Below are 19,735 nucleotides of genomic sequence, written 5' to 3'. Positions count from 1 at the left end.
TTAAAAAGGCTTATTATAGCACGCTTGAGTTTAATTTTTAAAAAATCAGCAAGCTAGGCCTGCTGATTTATCATTTTAGTTTAGGTAGTTTAGCAAGCTTAGTTGATTTATCTTAGCGCTTGCTTGAAGAGTAGCTTGATATGAGAGCGAAAGCTGCGTAAATTTAAGATATGACTCTGCATAGTCTGCGTCTATGACGTCATTTTTAACGGTTAGCACATTTACTTTCATAACCTCTGCACGTTGGTTTGTCGCAGTTAGAAGCTTTGTTTGAGAGCCTATCTTTGTAAGCTCTTTATTTGCGTGATCTATCAAGTGATCTAGCCTTTTTAAAGCGCCTTGCATGCCGGTATTTCGTGGATCGTGATTGTTAGCATCTGCTCTATAGTAGCCATTTCTAACGGCAAATATCATATCATCAAGGTCTTGAAAGACGCTTGTGCTTGGCTCATCGATAGTTAAAGCGTTATTTTCGTTAAAGCTAAATACTGAGCCCTTGCCTTGAGGGTGGCTTGCAGCGCCTGCTGTGTTCATACCAGTGCTATCTCCGTCAAACATATCTCCATTTTTCGCATCATACATAGTTAGCTCTATGTTTGTGACAGATTTTGTCTTGTCAGTTAAAACCATCCTGCCACGATCGTCTAAATTTACCTCTACTGCGCCTTTAGTCTTTGACAAAGCCTCTTTATAGGCGTTGTAGTTTTGATCTCTTCTTACCTTTTCTATATCTGTATCAAAATTTGCATTTTCTACGTTTTGAGGATCAGGGATGTTATCGCTTGCAGCCATCGCTACTATATCCATTAGCTGGCGATATGTAAAGTCGCTTGCATAGGTTCTGTAACTGCCAAATTCATCTGAGTTATAGACGGTCAAATTTCTAGTTGGAGATACCACGCCAGCAGCAGTTGTTGATGTTATTTGAAACTGCACTGGGGTATTTACGCCACCTGCTTCGCCCATTTTTACTTTGATGTCGTAGGTCGTGCCGGTGATTGATTTTACTTGAAGACCTATCTCTTGATTATCTATGTTGTAAAGCTCTCTCTTTCTAGCATCGACATCTTTTGGGTATAAATTTCTATTGTAGCTCTCTTTTGTACCAGAAACCTCGCTTAGCTTTGTCTGATCGGTTGCAAACTCGCCCGTTTTTCTAGCTACTTGAGGTAAATTTGCGATTAATTCATTGTCTTTTCGCTCAAATCTAACCTTGTCATAGTCAAATGCGTTTGTCAAATTTCCATCTTTATCAAGGTATTTGCTCTTTGTAAATTCAGTTATATGAACCGTTTTTGGCACAGCATTTGCCATATTTTCAAGACTTTGTAGAGAATTTATCGTATCAAGAGTATTATTTGGAGCTATCGCACCACGATTTGCCGCCACAGAAGTAGCTGCAACCATGTGAAAGTCTATCGTTTGATTACCTTTAGTAAGGTCTTTTATGTTAAATTGTCCGTCGTTATTTATGCTCACATCGACAACTTTTGTCGTCTTTGTGTTGCCAAATTCCATACCGATCTTCTCCATCAAACCAGCCATTGACGTATCAGCACTCATCTTAAATTTACTCGTAAATGTCGTGCCGTCTGGCTTTTTGCCCTGCATAAAAAAGTATGTGTCAGGAAAATTTACATTTGAAGTATCCAAAAAGTCGAAATCAGGCTCGATCGTGCCTTTATAAGAGCCGTCACTGCCCACAACTGAGTCGCTAGCGTAGTTTAGGCCGATCATATTTTTTATCTTGCTATTTTCATCAAGATATTTTGGCGCATAAGAGATGTCTGTTCTAGTTTGATCAGCTAGCATCACGTTTGTTGTTAAAATTTTGTTGTAGTCGCCATCTTTTCCTAAAAATAGATCAAATCCTGGGATATTGTAAGGTAGCTCAACCTGCGCGCCGGCTGAAGTTTTCATATAGTCGCGGTTGCCTTGATATTTACCTGAGCCATCGATCGGCTTAGTATCCACAGCACTACCTGAGAATAAAAACTGCCCATTTATAGAGGTATTTGCGATATTTACAAGGTGATTTTTGATGCCTTGAAGGTCGTTTGCTAAAGCTTCAAGAGATGTTGTGCTATGCACGTCGCTGGCTGCTTGAACGACTTTAGTTTTAAAATTTTCAAGCTGTTTTTCAAATTCTTTCAGCGCATTGTCCGTATTTTTCGCAAAATTTACTGACTTACCGGTAGCATCTGCCACTTGAGTGAGAGTGGTCGCTTCATAATCAAGCCTCATCGCATCGTTATAAACCGCAGCACCGTCGTATGGATCTTGGATCTTTAGTCCGTTTGAGAGCTGCTGGTAGCTTTTATTTACGCCAACCATATTTTTTTGATAGTCGTGCAAAGTCTGACTAAAACGTAGTTGATTTGTAATTCTCATAATTTTTCCCTAAATTTTTATTCACTCTAAGCAAGAATAATTCCGCTTTGTGATATATCGGTGAAAATTTGATTTTTTTTAGAGCAAAAAAGTTTTATTGTATAATCTGCAAAAATTTACATATATAAAATAGGAAAGAAAATGGCGTTAAAAATCCTCTTCTCACCAAGTGAAAGCAAAATTTCTCTAAATACAAATGATAAATTTGATGGTAAAAATTTGATATTTTCTGAGTTTTTTGACAAAAGGGCTGAAATTTTAAAAAGATATGATGAGTTTTTAAAAAGTGCAAATTTAGACGAGATAAAAAAGCTTTTTGGACTAAAAGAGCTTGAGGATAGCGAGCAACTGCGAGAAGGCCTATCTAAAAAAGGTAGCATAAAAGCTATCTTAAGATATGACGGCGTTGCCTACAAGCACCTAAACTACCGCGGACTAAGCGATGACGCTCAAAAATATATAGATAATAATGTTTTGATATTTTCAAATTTATTTGGGCCAATTTTAGCAAAAGATGAGATAGCCGAGTACAAACTAAAGCAAGGCGAAAAGCTAGCTGGCTTTGAAATTTCAAAATTTTATGAGCAAAATTTTAGCAAGGCAGTCGATAGCTTTTTAGAAAATGATGAAATTTTAGATCTTAGAGCTAAATTTTATGAGAAATTTTATGTGATAAAGAAAGAATTTACGACATTTTGCTTTTTAAAAAACAAAAAGATACTAAGCCACCATGCAAAAGCTTATAGAGGTGAGGTTTTACGCCAGATCGCAAATGCTAAAGTGACAAACAAAGATGAGCTAATGGGTTTAAATTTTGAAAATTTAAAGCTTGTAGATATAAAAAAGATAGGGCTAAAAAACGAGCTTACGTTTGAAATTTGCGAGTGAGAGTTCAAAATTTGGTCTTTTTTACTAAAAAAATGCAAAAAAAGAGCTAAATTTAGGGAAAAAGTATTGTATTTTTTTTTAAAAGAGTGTAGAATTGCCGCATAACTTCTTAAAAGGATGGTTCATGAAAAAAGCTGAATTTATTCAAGCGGTTGCCGACAAGGCTGGTCTTTCAAAAAAAGATACTCTAAAAGTTGTTGATGCTACTTTGGAGACAATCCAAGCGGTTCTTGAAAAAGGCGATACAATTAGCTTTATAGGCTTTGGTACTTTCGGTACTGCTGACAGAGCTGCAAGGAAAGCTAGAGTTCCTGGAACTAAGAAAGTAATCGACGTTCCTGCTAGCAAAGCAGTCAAATTCAAAGTTGGCAAAAAACTTAAAGAAGCAGTTGCTGCTGGTGCTGCTAAAAAAGGTAAAAAGAAATAATTTTCTTTTTCGGGGAGCAAGTCTCCCCTTTTTCTTTCTTCTCACAAATCTAAAAATTCAATCTTAACTTAGCCCGAGTGGTGAAACTGGTAGACGCGTCAGACTCAAAATCTGATAAGGGCAACCTTGTGTCGGTTCGAGTCCGACCTCGGGCACCATTATAAACTTAAACATTTTATAAATTTAACCGATATTGTTTGCAACATCTTTAAAAGGATTTTAGATGAATGTCGCACCGCAAAAGTTTGATTTTATAAATTTAGATGATTTGCAAAATTTATCCAAGAGATTTTTAAATCATAGCGATCACAATAGTTTAAAAGTAAATTCAAGTCAGCTTAACGAGCTTTATGAAGCAAATAAAACAGACACCATCTACATAACTGAAGCTGATATCAAAGAATACAACAAACGTTTAGCAACACAAAAAGCAGAAGAAATTTTAAAAGACTACTCGCAAAATTTAATAAACAGCAACAACAAAATTTACTCTGACGAACTTTCTAATGGCTTTAGCAAAAGCGCCTACTTTAAAAATATAAATGCCATAGATGATGCCGCCATGCTACCTGTTTTAAAAAGTGGCTACTTAGAAAATACAAAATTTAAAAATTTAAACGACTACGCCTACTCAAACACACTAAAGACAAATTATGGTGAAGTTGAAGTCTTTTTAGATATTTACGGCGATAACGATAAGCTAGGCATTGGAAAGCTAGAAAACAATAGCGCACTTTTTAGCTTTGATAGCAATAATGACGGCATGCTAGATCAAAAAGATATGCTCTTTGACAAGCTAAAAGTAAGAGGATATGACAAAGATGGAAATGAAAAAATAGCAAATTTAAGCGATGTCATGGCTAGAGTTGATCTTAGGCAGTTTATCAGCACAAATGTCATAAATCACAACCAAATAACAAGAGAAGAGCTAAATCATAAAGCAATAATCACAAATAGCCCCGATCTTTACGTGGATACAAAAGAGATCGATCACAGGCACTCCTACTACGCCTCAGATCCAAATACCTTGTTTGCTGCTGAAAATAGGTATGAAAAGATAGGCAAAAATGATATAAATAATTTCTTTAAAAAATATGCTCAAAATAACGGCTGGGTCGATCTAAGGCACAATAATATCTTTGGCAAGGATAGCTCTTTTAAAAATTTCGCTTATACAAAAATAGGCTTTGATGATACTGCAAGACTAAGCGAGTTTAACCCGATCATCGAACCAAGCAAAGAGCACAAAAAAGATGAGAATTTCTCATATACAAAATTTCAAAAAGATAGTTTTATGAAATTTTATAATGACTACAACACCGAGCTTAATACGCATAATAAGATGTTAGAAAATCTTAGCGCTAATTTAAAGAAATTTGACGAAAATGCGGACGCTTACATATCAAAGCTCGAAGATACAAAATCCGCCAAAATGATCGCAATGGAAAATGAATTTAAGCAAGCAACTGGACTTGATTTTAGCATCTCAAATTTAAAAAAGGTAAAAAAGGCTTTTAGCGCAAATGAAGCCACAGCTGCCACTGCACTGCGAGATAGCGATAGCGTCATAGCCATGAAGCTAAATCAAGATGGCACGATAAGACTAAAATTTGATAGTGGCAGAGAACTAGACGTAAATGAGCTTTACAATGACACTGGCAAGCTAAATACGCCAAGCGAGCTAAAAACTAGCGTAAATTTAGATGCAAAAAAGATGGATAATGCACAGCTAAATAGCCTAAATTTCAATGATATCGGCGTCATGCAAAGCGGCAAGATCACAAGCCTAAAAGATGCTGGAGCGATCGCTATCATCAACCTATCAAATAAATTTGAGAGCAAATTTTTAATCAGCCTAAATAGCGGCAAAAGCATATCTGCAAGGGAAATTTATAATATCAGCTATCTTGAAAACGATCTAAAAAATAAAGAAAAGATAGATGAAAGAGATAAATTTTACAAAAAGGTTGATACTAGGGTTTAAATTTAAGAGTAAAATCCAAAAAAGTTTATTGTAATTTAATCTTTTGGGGCATATAATCAATTCTTTGTAAATTCCAAACTTAAAAGAGACTGCTATGAATTTCACACCACTTTTTGCAATATTTTTCATAATCGCAACTGGTTTTTTTGCTAAAAAAGTCGGCATTGTTGAGCAAAAGCACTCGATCCCATTTGTGGATTTTGTCCTTTGTTTTGCAATGCCTGCGTTAATCTTTGACAAAATTTACCACGTAAATGTCGATGCCTCGCTTATAAACACGATTCTAATCGGCTTTGCCTCAACCGCCATTAGCGCCGCTTTGGCATTTGTCATAGGTAAAATTTTTAAATTTACCAAAATAACAACCGTCAGTATGGTCATGCTAAGCCTTTTTGGTAACACACTATTTGTCGGTATGCCTGTCATTCAGGGCTTCTTTGGCGATGCGATGGTAAATGAGGTCATCTTTTATGATCAAATAGCCACTGGTATCCCGCTTTCGATCCTTGGACCACTCATCCTATCTTTTGCCGCACCTGAGAAGGTTTCGCTATTTCAAAATACAATGAAAATTTTAAAATTTCCACCATTTATAGCGCTCATCATGGGTCTTATCTTAAAAGAAGTCCCACTTCCAGATTTTATCTTTGCGCCACTTAGGATGTTTGAAGGTAGCGTCACTCCAGTCGCACTTTTTGCGATCGGCGTTGGTCTTAACTTTAGCAGTATCACAAGCTCATATAAAGGCGTTAGCGTCGTGCTTTTGTGTAAGATGATATTGCCAGCTATCGTATTTTTCATCATATTAAAAGTCTCAGGCATCCAGATGAGCAAAACTTGGGTCGTTGGTCTCTTTCAATGTGCGATGCCGACATCAGCCCTTGCAAGCGCGATGGTCATAAAAGCTGGACTTGATAGCTCACTAGCCATCTCATCAGTTGCTATTGGCGTGCTTTTTTCATTTATCACGCTTCCAGTTATCTATTTTGTATTTGCGTAAATTCACACTTATTTCACACTAAGTGACTACAATTGCAACATAATTTAATTTAAAGGAGACTTTATGAAAAAGTTAATCTTAGTTGCACTTGGTGCTATGTTTATGTTTGGCGGTCTTGCAAATGCTACTGAAATGATGCAAAAGGACAAGATGGGCAAAGATGAGATGATGAAGAAAGAGCAGATGATGAAAGATGATATGTCTAAAAAACATCCTGTCAAAAAACACGAAGCTAAAAAAGAAGACATGGGCATGAAAGACGAAATGAAAAAAGACGACATGGGTATGAAAAAAGACGACATGGGCATGAAAGACGAAATGAAAAAAGATGACATGGGTATGAAAAAAGACGACATGGGCATGAAAGACGAAATGAAAAAAGGCATGTAAAGGCACTTGATGGTCAGAATTTTGCTTGTTGAAGATGATGAAACATTACTTGATCTAATAAGCGAGTATCTGGGCGAAAATGGTTACGATGTCACCACTACAAACAATGCCAAAGACGCACTAGATCTTGCATACGAGCGAAATTTTGACCTACTTATACTAGACGTCAAACTCCCGCAAGGCGACGGCTTCTCCCTACTTTCATCGCTACGTGAGCTTGGCGTCACAACACCTAGCATATTTACCACCTCGCTAAACACCATAGACGACCTTGAAAAAGGCTACAAAAGCGGCTGCGATGACTATCTAAAAAAGCCATTTGAGCTAAAAGAGCTACTTATCCGCATGCAAGCTCTCATAAAAAGAAATTTCTCACACCAAAACGGCGAAGATATCAAAATTTTAGATGATCTTTGCTTTCACCCACAGAGCAAAACTCTAAGTAAAAACGGCGAAAATGTAAATATCTCGAGCAAAGAGAGCGACCTGCTCGCCCTATTTTTGCAAAACAAGGGCAAAATTTTAACCAAAGATGAAATTTTTAATAAAATTTGGAAATTTGACGAGGAGCCAAGCGAGCTTAGCCTTCGTGTCTATATCAAAAATTTACGTCAAATTTTAGGCAAAGATGCTATTTTAAATAGGCGTGGAGATGGCTACATCTATGTCTGAAAAGACGCAAATTTTATTTAAAATTTTATCCCTCTATCTCGTTAGTTCCGTGCTCTTTCTGGGCTATTTTTTTATACACGAATACCAAAATAAAAAAGAAGCACTCATCTTAAACGAGGTCAAAATGCTAAAAGAGATAAAGATGGGCATTTACATGAAAGCTAGAATGAATGGACTTGACTCAATCTCAAGTCTAACAAAAGAAAAAGGGGTGAAGGCCTGCATCATTTCAAAAAATGGAGCGAAAATTTATCAAGACTTTGCCTGCGATAAGATAGATAAAGAAAAAAATATAAATTTGATAAACGGCAAGGTTACGATATTTGAAAACATCCAAAGCATGGATAACGACATAACAGACGAGCTTTCTAGCGCCGAGATATTTTTAGTGGGCAAGGACATCAAAAAAGAGATATTATCCCTTGTAATTTCATGCATTGTGGATGCTATATTTTTCCTTTTTATACTGCTTTTCATCGCCTTTTATCTAGCAAAGCTAAGCCTAAAGCCACTTTATGAAAAGATAGATACGCTAAATCACTTCATAAAAGACTCAACACACGAGATAAATACACCTCTAAGCGTCATTTCTATGAGCATAGAAACGGCCGATCTTGAAAACCTAAATGAGCGAAATTTAAAGCGTTTTAACAACATCAGCCTTGCTGCAAAGAGCCTAGGCAGCATCTATGACGCGCTCGTTCATCTAAGTTTTAACCTTGATAAGCCAAGCAAAAAAGAGCTCATAGATCTAAATTTGCTAACTACGCAAAGGTTAAACTATTTTTCACCATTTTTTGCCAAACGCGGACTTAAGATAGATGCTAGCCTAAAGCCTAGTTTTATAAACGCAGACCTTGAAGATGTGAGTAAAATTTTAGACAACCTCTTAAGCAACGCCTCAAAATATGCAGCGCCAAATTCAAAGGTTAGCATCATTTTAGCGCCAAATTTCTTTAGCATAAGCAACACTGGGCGTGGCATCAGTAAAGAGGACCAGATAAAAATTTTTGATCGTTACACGAGATTTAACGACGATCAAGGCGGCTTTGGCATAGGACTAAATTTAGTAAAAGAGTGCTGCAAGAAAAACGGCATCGCCGTAAAATGCCAAAGTGAGCTTGATGGCGAGACTACATTTTCGCTCTCCTGGCAGAGTTAAATTTAAAACTACCCTACTCTAAATAATAAAATTTATTAAAAAAGAGAATTTATACCAAAAATTTATTTTTGATAAATTTTATTAATATTATAATCCTTTTACAAAATCTTAATCAAGGAGAAAAGTATGAAACTACTTGAAAAATACGGGCTTTTCATAAATGGTGAGTGGCGTGACGCAAAAGACGGCGCTACACTTGATGCCAAAAATCCAGCAAACGGCGAGCACCTTGCAAAGATCGCTGACGCTACCGAAGAAGATGTAAATGACGCAGTTCGTGCTGCACGTGAGGCTTTTAAGAAATTTAAACACACCACAATTAGCGAGCGTGCAAAGCTACTAAACAAGATCGCTGATATCATAGACGAACACAAAGAGCACCTTGCAAAAGTCGAGAGCATGGACAACGGCAAGCCAATCCGTGAGACGCTAAATGTCGATATCCCTTTTGCAGCCGAGCATTTTAGGTACTTTGCTGGCGTTATCATGGGCGAAGAAGGCAGCGCAAACGTGCTTGATGAGAAGCAACTCTCTATCGTTTTGCGCGAGCCAATAGGCGTAGTGGGTCAGATCGTGCCTTGGAATTTTCCATTTTTAATGGCAGCTTGGAAGCTAGCTCCAGTTATCGCAGCGGGCGATGCTAGCGTGTTTAAGCCTTCAAGCGAGACAAGCCTAAGCGTGCTTGAGCTATTTAGACTGATAGATAAAATTTTGCCAAAAGGTTTGATAAACATAGTAACTGGCAGAGGTAGCAAGAGCGGCGAGTGGATCAAAAACCACCCAGGCCTTGACAAGCTAGCATTTACTGGCTCAACCGAGATCGGCCGCGATATCGCCATAGCTGCGGCTCGCCGTATCATCCCAGCCACACTTGAGCTTGGTGGCAAGAGCGCAAATATCTTCTTTAGCGACGCAAATTTAGACAAGGCGCTTGACGGCCTTCAGCTTGGAATTTTGTTTAACCAAGGTCAAGTTTGCTGCGCGGGATCAAGAATTTTCGTAGAAGAGAGCTTTTATGAGAAATTTATAGAGGCTGCGGTTAAGAAATTTAGTACTATAAAAGTTGGCGATCCGCTAGATCCTAGCACTCAAATGGGCTCTCAGATCAATAAAAAACAAGCCGAGCAGATATTAGAGTACGTAGAGATCGGCAAAAAAGAAGGTGCAAAAGTGGCAGTCGGTGGCAAAGCCTACACCACAAATGGTTGCGACAAGGGCGCATTTGTCGAGCCAACACTGCTAGTTGATGTGACAAATGATATGAGAGTGGCTCAAGAAGAAATTTTCGGACCAGTTGGCGTTGTCATCAAATTTAAAGATGAAGCCGAGCTTATCAAAATGGTAAATGACAGCGAATACGGACTTGGTGGTGGAATTTTCACGCAAGACATTACAAAAGCACTTCGCGTTGCAAGGTCTATGGAGACTGGCAGGGTCTGGATCAACACTTACAACCAAATTCCAGCAGGCAGCCCATTTGGTGGATATAAAAACTCAGGTATCGGCCGTGAGACGCACAAGATCATACTTGAGCACTACACTCAGATGAAAAATATCATGATAGACCTAACTGGCAAAGTTAGCGGCTTTTACGCACAATGATTTTAGGGGGCTTAGGCTCCCTACTTTTTTAAATTTCATAAATAAATTTTTCTTTCTAAATTTATCAGCAAATAACAATCTTTATTTTTAAGCTTAATAGACTAAAATTTGCACCAAAGGAGAAAATTTGAGCGAGCAAATTTACATTATCGGCGACGTTCACGGCTGTTTTAACACGCTTTTGGAGCTTATAAAGCAGTTTCCAAACAAAGAAAAATCTCAAATTTGCTTTGTTGGCGACGTGATAGATCGGGGGCTTTTTAGCTGCGACGTAGTCGAGTTTATCATGCAAAATGACTATAAAATGGTAATGGGAAATCACGAGCGAAGGCTACTTAGCAATAAATTTGAATTTCTAAACAACAAAGTGCCATTTGACAGGAGCTGGTTTTTTGGAAACGGCGGTGAAGCGACGTATAGATCTTATCTTGGGCAAAGCGTGGAGTTTAAGCAAAGACATATTGACTTTTTAGAACAAAGACCAGTTTATCTGGAATTTAAAGAGTACAAAAACCAAAATGGCGAGCATTTAGTCGTCTCGCACTCAGCCGTTGGCAATATGTGGGAGCTAAGAAACGATAAATATGCTAGCGAAGAGTTTAAAAGGCACCTACTCTCAGGCAGAGGCGACGAGATGCAAGTAGAGGGCATATTTAACGTCTATGGCCACACGCCAGTAAGAGAGGTAAAATTTTATAAAAATAGCGCAGATATCGACACAGGCTGCGTTTTTAACGAAGTTGGTTATGATAAACTAAGTGCGTTAGAGTTTCCATCGATGAAAATTTATACGCAAAGAAATGTTGAAAATTTTAACAAAAAGGATAAAGATGTGGTTTTCTAAAAAGGGCTCTAGCTTTGCTAGCAGGGTTGATAAATTTTGGTGCGAGCTTGGTAAAAATTTAGACAAGATCAAGCGTAATTTAGAGGATAAAAATTACGAAACTGCAAGTAAAATGACTGAAGAAGCGCTAAATTTATGTTTAGTAGATCCAACTTTTATGATAGGCCTTGTTAATGACAAGATCGATCTAGTGCTCACTCCAGAAGGGATGAAATATAGGCTTTTTTGGCTCAAATTTATCAAATCACGTATGCCAAAAGAGTATGAGACAAAGCTTACTTGTACGCTTGGCAAACCACGTGCACCGCGCGACGTAGCCACTATACAGATGTATGGCGTGAGTGTTGATGCAAATGAGGTCATGGTCTATGCAAATTTTGAAGAAAAAAGCGTGGATATGTGCCTATACAACGAGACTTTAAGCAAGCTAAAAAGCGAAGATGAAAACAAGGCCTACACGCTAGCTTTCATACTTTGCGACAATGTTGTTGGCGAGACAGCGATGATAAACACACTTGGCGACTTTGAGATCGTAGATGAGCCAAGAGAAAAAGGCGTCGCGCTTACCGACTTTGCCGATCTTATAGATGATAAATTTGGCAAAGAAGCCTCGAGCGAGCCACTAAAGCAATTTAGCTTTTATGAGCTTGAACCCCGCTCAGACGCACTAAGAGATGATGTATTTATGGGATATACGAGCCTAACCTCGCTACTAAATGAATACTATGACGGCAAAAGCGATATCTATAATGAAGCCTACGAGCTTGGCATAAATTTCTGCTTTTTAGCCCTTGATCACGGTGGCGACGTGCAGTTTGGGGTTGATAGCAAAACTAAGATAGAAGATGAGCTTGAAACTAGCACTTTTTGCGAAGGCATGGGTGCAGCAACTGGCACTAAGCACTCTTATGTTGATCTTATCTGCTTTGATAAAGACGAGCTTGAAAAGGCTGTTAGCAAATTTAGCAAAGAGCTTGATATCAAGATAGAAATTTGCGAGTTTAAACGCTAGATACATAAAATTTTACGTAAAATATTGCATATACTGCTAGCTGGTAAATTTAAAATTGCCGGCTAGCAATAAATTTATCCTTTAAATTTAGAGCTGTTTGAGAGATAGGCGCAAAATTTAAGCCCATATAAAAAGATGATCCACGAGATGTATATCCACACAAAGAAGAAAAGCACGGCTGAAAACGAGCCATAGACGCTTAGATAGGTCTTGTTGTAAAGGACATAATAGACAAAGGCTGACTTGCCAAGATACCAAACGAGCGAGGCGACAAATGAGCTAAAAAACGCGCTTTTAAATTTTATCTCGTCATTTACTGAGATGAGATATGTGACGCAAAATATCACCCAGATGATGAGATATGGCACGATGCTTAAGAAATTTATCCAACTTGTAAATTTAGTCGAGTTTAGCATCTCTTGCACAAGGCTTGAGAGATAAAAACTACCAGCAAGTCCGAGTGGTGCAAGCGTTATAAGCGTCCAGTACGAGCTAAGTGCCGACCAAAAGCCCCTAGCCTTGCTAGCTCTTGTCACTTTTAAGACTACGTATTCATAATCGCTAAAAAACATAGCTGAGGTAAATATCATCGCCACAAAGCCAACTATGCCTAAATTCCCGCTATTTTGGAGGAAATTTTGCAAGTAGTTTGAGATGATCTCTTGGTTACTTGGCAAAAGAGCTGAGAAGACAAAGTCTTGAATTTTGGCGTAATAATCCTCAAAGCTAGGCAGTTTTGTAAAGATAGAAAACGATATAAGAAGTATCGGTATGATCGATAAGATCGTGTGAAAACTAAGGCTTGCTGCGTAGTGAAAGAGCTCTTTGTCCTTAAGAGCAGCTAGCAAATTTAAACCACTCTTTAAATCGCTCTTGCTTAAGGACAAACGGCTCATTTATCAGTTATCTTCTTCAAAAAGTTTTTCGTAGTGAGCGTCGTAGTTGTTGATGTGCTCGCTATTTAGCTTCCAAAATACAGTGTCTATGTCGCTAACTCTTGTGTAAAATGGTAGTTGATAGTACTCAACCTCGCCAGTTTTAAACTCTTTTATCACCTTAAAGCTTTGGCAATCAGCAAAAATGCTTCTGCCATCCATCGCGACAAAGATAAGACCAGCTGCACTTTGAGCGCACATTTTTCTAAAGTCGTCTCTGCTTGGATTTGGCTTGTATTCGTAGCTTAAGTATGCTCCAACAAGATCTGGGTGGATAAATATCATATTAGGAAATGCGCCCAAAACCTCTTCATAAATTTCTTTATTTGGCACGACGATTAGTGAGCGGTTATAAAGGTAGTTTAGCACGACTATATCGCCACTTGCAGGTGCGATGCCAGGGAGTGGGAGAGCCTTTTGCTCAAGCAGGTCAAACACCTCAAATCTAACCTTCGCAAAGCCGGCATTTTTAGAAACAACGCTCACTCTTGCGATGATAGAGCTATCAGTGTCAAATTTATGAAGTACGACGCCGCTTGATCCGATCAAAATTTCAGGACTATCAACTATCGTTGCTGTGCCGTCACTCTCGACGCTAATAAGAGGAGTTCTATACTCGTTTAAAGAAAAATCAGCCCCAAAAGCAAAGCCAAAAAACAGCGATAAAATCACGATTATACGTTTCAAAAATATCTCCTAAGTTTAAATTTTTAGAGCGATTATAGCCTAAAATGCTTTATCTTTTGCAAAATTAAAGCAAGTTTTAGTTAAAATTCCCTCCAGCTTTTTAAAAGGATATCGATGCCTCGTATTTTTGTGATTTTTGCAATATTATGTATAAATTTATATGCCATAAAACCAACTGTTGACGAGCTTAGTTGGCCAAATGGTAGCAGCTTTTTAAATTTCCTAGAGACAAACAAAATCCCACTTTCACTTTACTACAACCTAGCAAGCGAAGATCAAGAGCTAACAGAAGAGATCATCGCTGGCACAAAATATCAAATTTACAAGGACGATAACGGCGAGGTAAAACAAGCTCTCATCCCAGTTAGTGACGAGCTTCAGATACATATTTATAGAGATGACAAGGGTAAATTTCAGCTTGAGTTTATCCCGATCTTATACCAAAGCGAAGATAAAGTTTTAGCCCTAAAAGTCGATAAATCAGTCTCTGAAGATATCTTTGACTACACTGGCTCTGGCACGCTAGCGCTTGGTTTTAAAGAGGTTTTTAGCGGCAGCGGGATCGATTTTAAAAAGATAAACAAAGGCGATACGATCGCTATCGTTTATAACCAAAAACTACGCATGGGACGCTCTTTTGGCACACCTGAAATTTACGCAGCGATGATAGAGACTAAAAACAAACGCTACGTGATGTATAAATTTGAAGATAAATTTTATGATAAAAATGGTAAGAAAAATGATAAATTTTTGCTCGTTCGCCCTCTTGCAAACGCTAGGATCACATCAAATTTCACTCTAAAAAGATGGCATCCGATCCTTCAAAGATATAGAGCGCACCTTGGAGTTGATTATGGTGCTCCAAAAGGCACACCGATCAAGGCTGCAGGCGATGGCACGGTCAAATTTGTCGGACAAAAGAGCGGCTACGGCAGAACCGTCATCATCTCTCACGCTGGCGGCTACGAGACACTTTATGCCCACCTAAATGGCTTTGCAAAGGGCATAAGAAGCGGTCTTAAAGTAAAACAAGGCACGCTAATAGCATACGTTGGCACAAGCGGCATGAGCACTGGCCCACACTTGCACTTTGGCCTCTATCTAGGTGGCAAGCCGATCAATCCAGAAAGCGCCATCAAAGTCGTAAAAAATATAGAAGACAAAAAAGAGTCTGCTAAATTTAAGGCAGTCATAAATAGAAATGACGAGCTGATAAAACAGGCTCTAAGCAACGACAAAGAGTATCACAAGGTGGAATTTTTCCCTAACGTAATAGATTTTTAAAGGTAAAACTTGAGCCAAGAACTAGAAGAAGCAAAAGAGCTGATAGATCAGCATTTAGATGAAAATTTAGAAGACGGCGAGCTCTCTGCATACGAGCTTGCCCAGCACCTAAAGACACTTAAAAAGCATGACGAGGAGCTTTTTGCCAAGTATCTTGAAAAGCTAGATCCTGAAATTTTGGGTGATGTGGCGATCGAGCTACCTGATCACATGCTAAAAGACGTGATCGATACGCTTCCAGCTGAAAAGATCGTAGAAGCGCTTGAAGAGCTAGAGAGTGACGATGCTACCGACCTACTCCAATACATCGAGGATATCGATGAAGACAAGGCTAGAGAGCTTTTTAATGAGCTAGATAAAGAAAATCAAAATGAAATTTTAAGACTTAGAAGCTACGATGAAGATAGAGCTGGTGCGCACATGCAAACAGAGCTATTTTCAGCTCATCTTGAAGAGAAGCTTGGCAGCGCAGTTGCAAGACTAAGACAAGAGAAGCAAGAAGGAAAACTAGAAAATGTCTCACAGCTTTTCATCATCGATAAAAATAGTGTCTTGCAATACGCCATCCCGCTTGAAGATCTCATCCTCTTTGACTTTACAAAGACGCTAAAACAAAATATCGAATCAACCCAGATCGACCACTACAAGCCTCACATGGCAAACGATATGGATCTCATGCAAGATGTCGCTGATATGTTTCAAGAGTACGATCTAAACGTTATCGCAGTTACAAGTAGCACTGGAATTTTGCTAGGTCGTATCACATATGATGATATCCACGACTACATCCAAGAGAGCGCAACAGAGCAAATTTATAACCTAGCTGGCGTTGATGACGAGTCAGAAGAGGACGATACGCTATTTAAAGCGGGTCGTGGCCGTGCGGTTTGGCTTGGTGTAAATTTACTAACAGCACTTTTTAGCTCATCTATCATCGGACTTTTTGATGAGACGATTGCGGCTTACGTCGCACTTGCCGTGCTTATGCCAATAGTTGCTTCAATGGGTGGCAACACCGGCACACAAGCACTTGCTGTTACGGTTCGTCGTTTGGCACTTGGCGAGATAGAATTTAAAGATGCAAAGAGCGTTTTAAAGCGTGAGGTGACGATCTCACTCGTAAATGGCCTCATCTTTGGCGTCATCATGGGTATCATCGCCGCTGTTTGGTTTGACAAAGGCATGCTTGGCGTAGTCATTGGCCTTAGTATGGTTACAAATTTATTCTTTGCAGGCTTTTTTGGCACAATCATACCTTTGACGCTAAGGCGTTTTAACATCGATCCTGCCGTTGGCTCGGCGGTCATTCTTACTACATTTACTGATGCGATAGGATTTTTTAGCTTTTTAGGACTTGCAAAATGGATACTACTATAACAAATTTAGAAATTTTACCTCTTGGTGAGTCAAAATACCTAAAGCCATTTAAGATGAAATTTAAACAAAATGGCTTGCAAAGGGACTGGGACTGCGTCAAGGTGATGAATAGCGTTAGTATATTTTTATATCACGAGCAAAAAGATGCATTTTTATTTGTCAAGCAGTTTCGCCCAGCCGTTTGGTACTCGCAAGAAAAAGAAGGCATCAAAACAAACGAGCAAGGCTTTACCTACGAGCTTTGCGCAGGGCTTATGGATAAGGGGCTAAGCGAAGAGCAAACCGCTAGAGAAGAGGCAGTCGAAGAGGTCGGATATGAGCTAAAAGAGATGGAGCGCATCACGATGACGTATGGCGCTTTTGGCTTTGGTGGCAACATGCAAACTATGTTTTACGCAAAGATCGATGAGAGCATGAAGGTAAATGCAGGTGGTGGCATTGACGGCGAAGATATCGAGCTAGTTTTTATAAAACGAGAAGATATGATGAAATTTGCCTTTGACGAGAGCAAGGTCAAGGGCTTTGGGCTCATCTTTGCCTACTTGTGGTGGGAGAAATTTAAAGGCTAAAAAGAGACCTTTTTGATGAGCGCAAAGACAACAACCGCCACAACAAAAATGCCAACTAATATAATGTAATCCGACATAAAAAACCTTTACGTTTAAAATTTGCACTATTGTAACTAAATTTTTAACAAAATAAGAACTTTATAACCGCACATATCATAAAATAATCAAAAATCATAAGGAGAAAATGATGAGCGAAAACGAAACTCTTTTTATCAACCGCGAATTAAGCTGGCTACGCTTTAACTCAAGGGTGCTCGCTCAGTGTGAAAAGAATATACCTTTACTTGAAAAGCTAAAATTTATAGCCATTTATATGACAAATCTTGATGAATTTTATATGATAAGAGTGGCCGGTCTAAAGCAGCTTTTTGCAGCTGGAGTGACGACAAGCAGCAGCGATGGCATGAGCCCACTTGATCAGCTAAGAGAGATCAGAAAATATCTTCAAGATGAGCAAAATTTAGTTGAAAGCCACTACAAAAGCACCGTAGATGCGCTTAGTAAAGAGGGTCTTTTTATCAAAAACTACGACGAGCTTGATGATAGTTTAAAGCAAAAATGCGACGAATACTTTTTCTCAAACATCCTGCCAGTCATCGTGCCTATCGCCGTTGATGCGACACATCCATTTCCACACCTAAACAACCTTAGCTTCTCGCTTGCCGTTAAGCTTGCTGACATCGAGCATCCTGAAATTTTAAAATACGGCATGATAAGAATTTCAAGGGTATTGCCAAGATTTACCCAGCCAAGTAGCAACGTTTTTGTGCCAATAGAAACAATAGTGCACCGCCATGCAGAAGAAATTTTCCCAGGATATAAGCTTATTAGCTCGGCTGCCTTTAGAGTGACAAGAAACGCTGATATCGTCATCGAAGAAGAAGAGGCGGATGATTTTATGATGATACTTGAGCAAGGGCTAAAGCTTCGTAGAAAAGGGGCTTTTGTGCGTATGCAGATAGACAAAGATGCAGACGCTGATATCTTAGAGTTTTTAAATTTTCACATGAAAATTTTTCACAAAGATATCTACTTTTCAAGCATCCCGCTCACACTTAGCTCTCTTTGGGAGATAGCTGGGAGCAAGAACTTTAGCCATCTAGCAAATCCGCCCTACGCCCCAAAAACACTGCCTCCATTTGGCAACGGCATCTCAGTTTTTGACGCTATAGACAAAGAAGACGTGCTGCTAGTTCATCCATTTGAGAGCTTTGATCCAGTCGTTAGCTTTATAAGAGAAGCTAGCAAAGATCCAAAGGTGATCTCGATACGCATGACGCTTTACAGGGTCGATAAAAACTCGCCGATCATCCAAAGCCTGATAGACGCTGCAAGCGACGGAAAGCAAGTAACTGTAATGGTCGAGCTAAAAGCAAGGTTTGACGAAGAAAATAACCTTCACTGGGCAAAGGCGCTTGAAGATGCTGGCGCACACGTGATATATGGCATCACGGGCTTTAAGGTGCATGCAAAAGTTAGCCAAGTGATCCGCCAGATCGGCGATAAACTCAAATTTTACATGCACTTTGGCACTGGCAACTACAACGGCAGCTCGGCAAAAATTTACACCGACGTTAGCCTATTTACGAGCAAAGAGGAATTTAGCCAAGATACGACCTCGTTTTTTCACATCCTCTCAGGATATAACAAAAACCGCCGTCTAAACGCCCTTAGCATGTCGCCCTTTCAGATAAAAGAGCGCATCATCGAAAAGATAAGAGTGGAGGCTAGCAAAGGCAGCGAGGGCAGGATCATCGCTAAGATGAACGCGCTAATAGACGAAGACGTGATAAACGAGCTTAGCCGCGCTTCAAACGCAGGCGTGAAGATCGACTTAATCGTTCGTGGTGTGTGCGGACTAAGACCTGGCGTAAAAGGCAAAAGCGAAAACATCAGAGTTCGCTCGATCATCGGCAAATACTTGGAGCATGCTAGAATTTTATATTTCAAACACGCTAATCCAAAAATTTACATCTCAAGTGCTGACTGGATGCCACGAAATTTAGAGCGCCGCTTGGAGCTCATGACGCCTATCTTTGAGCCAAGACTACAAGAGAGACTGCTTGAAATTTTAGAGCTTCAGCTAAGCGATAACGACCTAGCATTCGAGCTACAAAATAACGGCGAATACACAAAAGTAGCTAGACGCGAGGGCGAAAAAGTGATCTCTTGCCACGAAGTTTTAGAAAACTATATCTCTAAAATTTACAAATCCGTCAAAAAAGACACTGACAAAGCAAAAGCAGATATGCTTGCAAGCAAGCTTTTAAAAGAGAGCTAAAAGATAAATGGCTTTTAAATTTAAGTTTAGAAGCCATTTTTACCATAAATCCTAAATCTTAAATCCAAATTTCTAAATTTTCATATACTTTAAATTTACATTCTAAGCCTTTGTAGTGCTAACTTTTATCGCATAATAATTTTTATATATAAATTACTCATAAAATTTCATAATTAATTATCAAATTTTATATTTTAAATATTACATAAGCATAGGCATTATAATATTTA

Annotated in this window: 17 protein-coding genes and 1 tRNA gene; 15 read left to right on the top strand and 3 right to left on the bottom strand. The window is 38.9% G+C overall.

The window, feature by feature from the left end; translation table 11 throughout:
• Nucleotides 1–75: 75 nt before the first annotated feature.
• On the bottom strand, nt 76–2,391 hold the full coding sequence (locus CVS86_RS00550; protein ID WP_107790624.1) for a flagellin: 2,316 nt from the start codon (nt 2,389–2,391) through the stop codon (nt 76–78).
• A 141-nt stretch (nt 2,392–2,532) separates the two neighbouring features.
• On the opposite strand from CVS86_RS00550, the gene CVS86_RS00545 reads away from it, so the two are divergent.
• From CVS86_RS00545 to CVS86_RS00495, 11 genes are all read left to right on the top strand, one after another.
• Nucleotides 2,533–3,279, top strand: a complete 747-nt coding sequence (locus tag CVS86_RS00545) for a YaaA family protein (RefSeq protein ID WP_107790623.1) — start codon at nt 2,533–2,535, stop codon at nt 3,277–3,279.
• Between the two features lie 124 nt (nt 3,280–3,403).
• Complete coding sequence (locus tag CVS86_RS00540) at nt 3,404–3,706, top strand: HU family DNA-binding protein (protein ID WP_012001719.1); 303 nt, start codon at nt 3,404–3,406, stop codon at nt 3,704–3,706.
• Between the two features lie 71 nt (nt 3,707–3,777).
• A tRNA-Leu gene (locus CVS86_RS00535) sits at nt 3,778–3,864 on the top strand.
• Between the two features lie 65 nt (nt 3,865–3,929).
• Nucleotides 3,930–5,690 carry a response regulator gene (locus CVS86_RS00530; protein WP_107790622.1) on the top strand — a complete coding sequence of 587 codons (1,761 nt, stop codon included), beginning with the start codon at nt 3,930–3,932 and terminating at the stop codon, nt 5,688–5,690.
• Between the two features lie 94 nt (nt 5,691–5,784).
• Nucleotides 5,785–6,690 (top strand): AEC family transporter, encoded by a 906-nt coding sequence (locus CVS86_RS00525; protein ID WP_021085107.1) that lies wholly within the window; start codon nt 5,785–5,787, stop codon nt 6,688–6,690.
• A gap of 63 nt (nt 6,691–6,753) precedes the next feature.
• Entirely contained in the window at nt 6,754–7,080 is a 327-nt protein-coding gene (locus CVS86_RS00520; RefSeq protein ID WP_021085558.1) for a hypothetical protein, read from the top strand.
• A gap of 9 nt (nt 7,081–7,089) precedes the next feature.
• Nucleotides 7,090–7,752, top strand: a complete 663-nt coding sequence (locus CVS86_RS00515) for a response regulator transcription factor (RefSeq protein WP_021089189.1) — start codon at nt 7,090–7,092, stop codon at nt 7,750–7,752.
• Complete coding sequence (locus CVS86_RS00510; RefSeq protein ID WP_107790621.1) at nt 7,745–8,914, top strand: sensor histidine kinase; 1,170 nt, start codon at nt 7,745–7,747, stop codon at nt 8,912–8,914. Before CVS86_RS00515 ends, CVS86_RS00510 begins: the two co-directional genes overlap by 8 nt.
• A 126-nt stretch (nt 8,915–9,040) precedes the next feature.
• Complete coding sequence (locus CVS86_RS00505) at nt 9,041–10,516, top strand: aldehyde dehydrogenase family protein (protein ID WP_107790620.1); 1,476 nt, start codon at nt 9,041–9,043, stop codon at nt 10,514–10,516.
• Nucleotides 10,517–10,643: 127 nt separating this feature from the next.
• The gene (locus CVS86_RS00500; RefSeq protein WP_107790619.1) at nt 10,644–11,360 is read left to right on the top strand and encodes a metallophosphoesterase; all 717 of its coding nucleotides are present in this window, start codon (nt 10,644–10,646) and stop codon (nt 11,358–11,360) included.
• Nucleotides 11,347–12,372 (top strand): hypothetical protein, encoded by a 1,026-nt coding sequence (locus CVS86_RS00495; protein WP_107790618.1) that lies wholly within the window; start codon nt 11,347–11,349, stop codon nt 12,370–12,372. The genes CVS86_RS00500 and CVS86_RS00495 overlap by 14 nt, the downstream gene beginning before the upstream one ends.
• 74 nt (nt 12,373–12,446) lie before the next feature.
• Here CVS86_RS00495 and CVS86_RS00490 read toward each other — a convergent pair whose 3' ends face one another.
• A complete protein-coding gene (locus CVS86_RS00490) occupies nt 12,447–13,268 on the bottom strand; it encodes a YihY family inner membrane protein (protein WP_103571176.1) in 822 nt (273 codons plus the stop codon).
• Between the two features lie 3 nt (nt 13,269–13,271).
• On the bottom strand, nt 13,272–13,994 hold the full coding sequence (locus CVS86_RS00485) for a plasminogen-binding N-terminal domain-containing protein (protein ID WP_107790617.1): 723 nt from the start codon (nt 13,992–13,994) through the stop codon (nt 13,272–13,274).
• A gap of 114 nt (nt 13,995–14,108) precedes the next feature.
• Here CVS86_RS00485 and CVS86_RS00480 point away from each other — a divergent pair, with 114 nt between their 5' ends.
• The 4 genes from CVS86_RS00480 (at nt 14,109) to CVS86_RS00465 (ending at nt 19,505) form a co-directional block, all read left to right on the top strand.
• Complete coding sequence (locus CVS86_RS00480; RefSeq protein ID WP_021085605.1) at nt 14,109–15,278, top strand: peptidoglycan DD-metalloendopeptidase family protein; 1,170 nt, start codon at nt 14,109–14,111, stop codon at nt 15,276–15,278.
• A 9-nt stretch (nt 15,279–15,287) separates the two neighbouring features.
• The gene (mgtE, locus tag CVS86_RS00475) at nt 15,288–16,655 is read left to right on the top strand and encodes a magnesium transporter (protein ID WP_107790616.1); all 1,368 of its coding nucleotides are present in this window, start codon (nt 15,288–15,290) and stop codon (nt 16,653–16,655) included.
• Nucleotides 16,640–17,224: an NUDIX domain-containing protein gene (locus tag CVS86_RS00470; RefSeq protein WP_103578625.1), complete on the top strand. Its 585-nt coding sequence runs from the start codon at nt 16,640–16,642 to the stop codon at nt 17,222–17,224. The genes mgtE and CVS86_RS00470 overlap by 16 nt, the downstream gene beginning before the upstream one ends.
• Nucleotides 17,225–17,387: 163 nt before the next feature.
• Entirely contained in the window at nt 17,388–19,505 is a 2,118-nt protein-coding gene (locus CVS86_RS00465; protein ID WP_265094618.1) for an RNA degradosome polyphosphate kinase, read from the top strand.
• Nucleotides 19,506–19,735 lie beyond the last annotated feature (230 nt).

The sequence above is a fragment of the Campylobacter concisus genome, from assembly GCF_003048605.1.
In the GTDB taxonomy this organism is placed as follows: Bacteria; Campylobacterota; Campylobacteria; order Campylobacterales; family Campylobacteraceae; genus Campylobacter_A; species Campylobacter_A concisus_BM.
Note: the sequence above shows the minus strand (reverse complement) of the source record. Positions and strands in the feature narration are given on the sequence as shown.

What these genes read in the sequence shown, in the direction of transcription:
- CVS86_RS00545 (WP_107790623.1), top strand. Translation starts at nt 2,533, where the DNA reads ATGGCGTTAAAAATCCTCTTCTCACCAAGTGAAAGCAAAATTTCTCTA.
- CVS86_RS00525 (WP_021085107.1), top strand. Translation starts at nt 5,785, where the DNA reads ATGAATTTCACACCACTTTTTGCAATATTTTTCATAATCGCAACTGGT.
- CVS86_RS00470 (WP_103578625.1), top strand. Translation starts at nt 16,640, where the DNA reads ATGGATACTACTATAACAAATTTAGAAATTTTACCTCTTGGTGAGTCA.
- CVS86_RS00505 (WP_107790620.1), top strand. Translation starts at nt 9,041, where the DNA reads ATGAAACTACTTGAAAAATACGGGCTTTTCATAAATGGTGAGTGGCGT.
- CVS86_RS00495 (WP_107790618.1), top strand. Translation starts at nt 11,347, where the DNA reads ATGTGGTTTTCTAAAAAGGGCTCTAGCTTTGCTAGCAGGGTTGATAAA.
- CVS86_RS00515 (WP_021089189.1), top strand. Translation starts at nt 7,090, where the DNA reads ATGGTCAGAATTTTGCTTGTTGAAGATGATGAAACATTACTTGATCTA.
- CVS86_RS00520 (WP_021085558.1), top strand. Translation starts at nt 6,754, where the DNA reads ATGAAAAAGTTAATCTTAGTTGCACTTGGTGCTATGTTTATGTTTGGC.
- CVS86_RS00540 (WP_012001719.1), top strand. Translation starts at nt 3,404, where the DNA reads ATGAAAAAAGCTGAATTTATTCAAGCGGTTGCCGACAAGGCTGGTCTT.
- CVS86_RS00550 (WP_107790624.1), bottom strand. Translation starts at nt 2,391, where the DNA reads ATGAGAATTACAAATCAACTACGTTTTAGTCAGACTTTGCACGACTAT.
- CVS86_RS00510 (WP_107790621.1), top strand. Translation starts at nt 7,745, where the DNA reads ATGTCTGAAAAGACGCAAATTTTATTTAAAATTTTATCCCTCTATCTC.
- CVS86_RS00490 (WP_103571176.1), bottom strand. Translation starts at nt 13,268, where the DNA reads ATGAGCCGTTTGTCCTTAAGCAAGAGCGATTTAAAGAGTGGTTTAAAT.
- CVS86_RS00480 (WP_021085605.1), top strand. Translation starts at nt 14,109, where the DNA reads ATGCCTCGTATTTTTGTGATTTTTGCAATATTATGTATAAATTTATAT.
- CVS86_RS00530 (WP_107790622.1), top strand. Translation starts at nt 3,930, where the DNA reads ATGAATGTCGCACCGCAAAAGTTTGATTTTATAAATTTAGATGATTTG.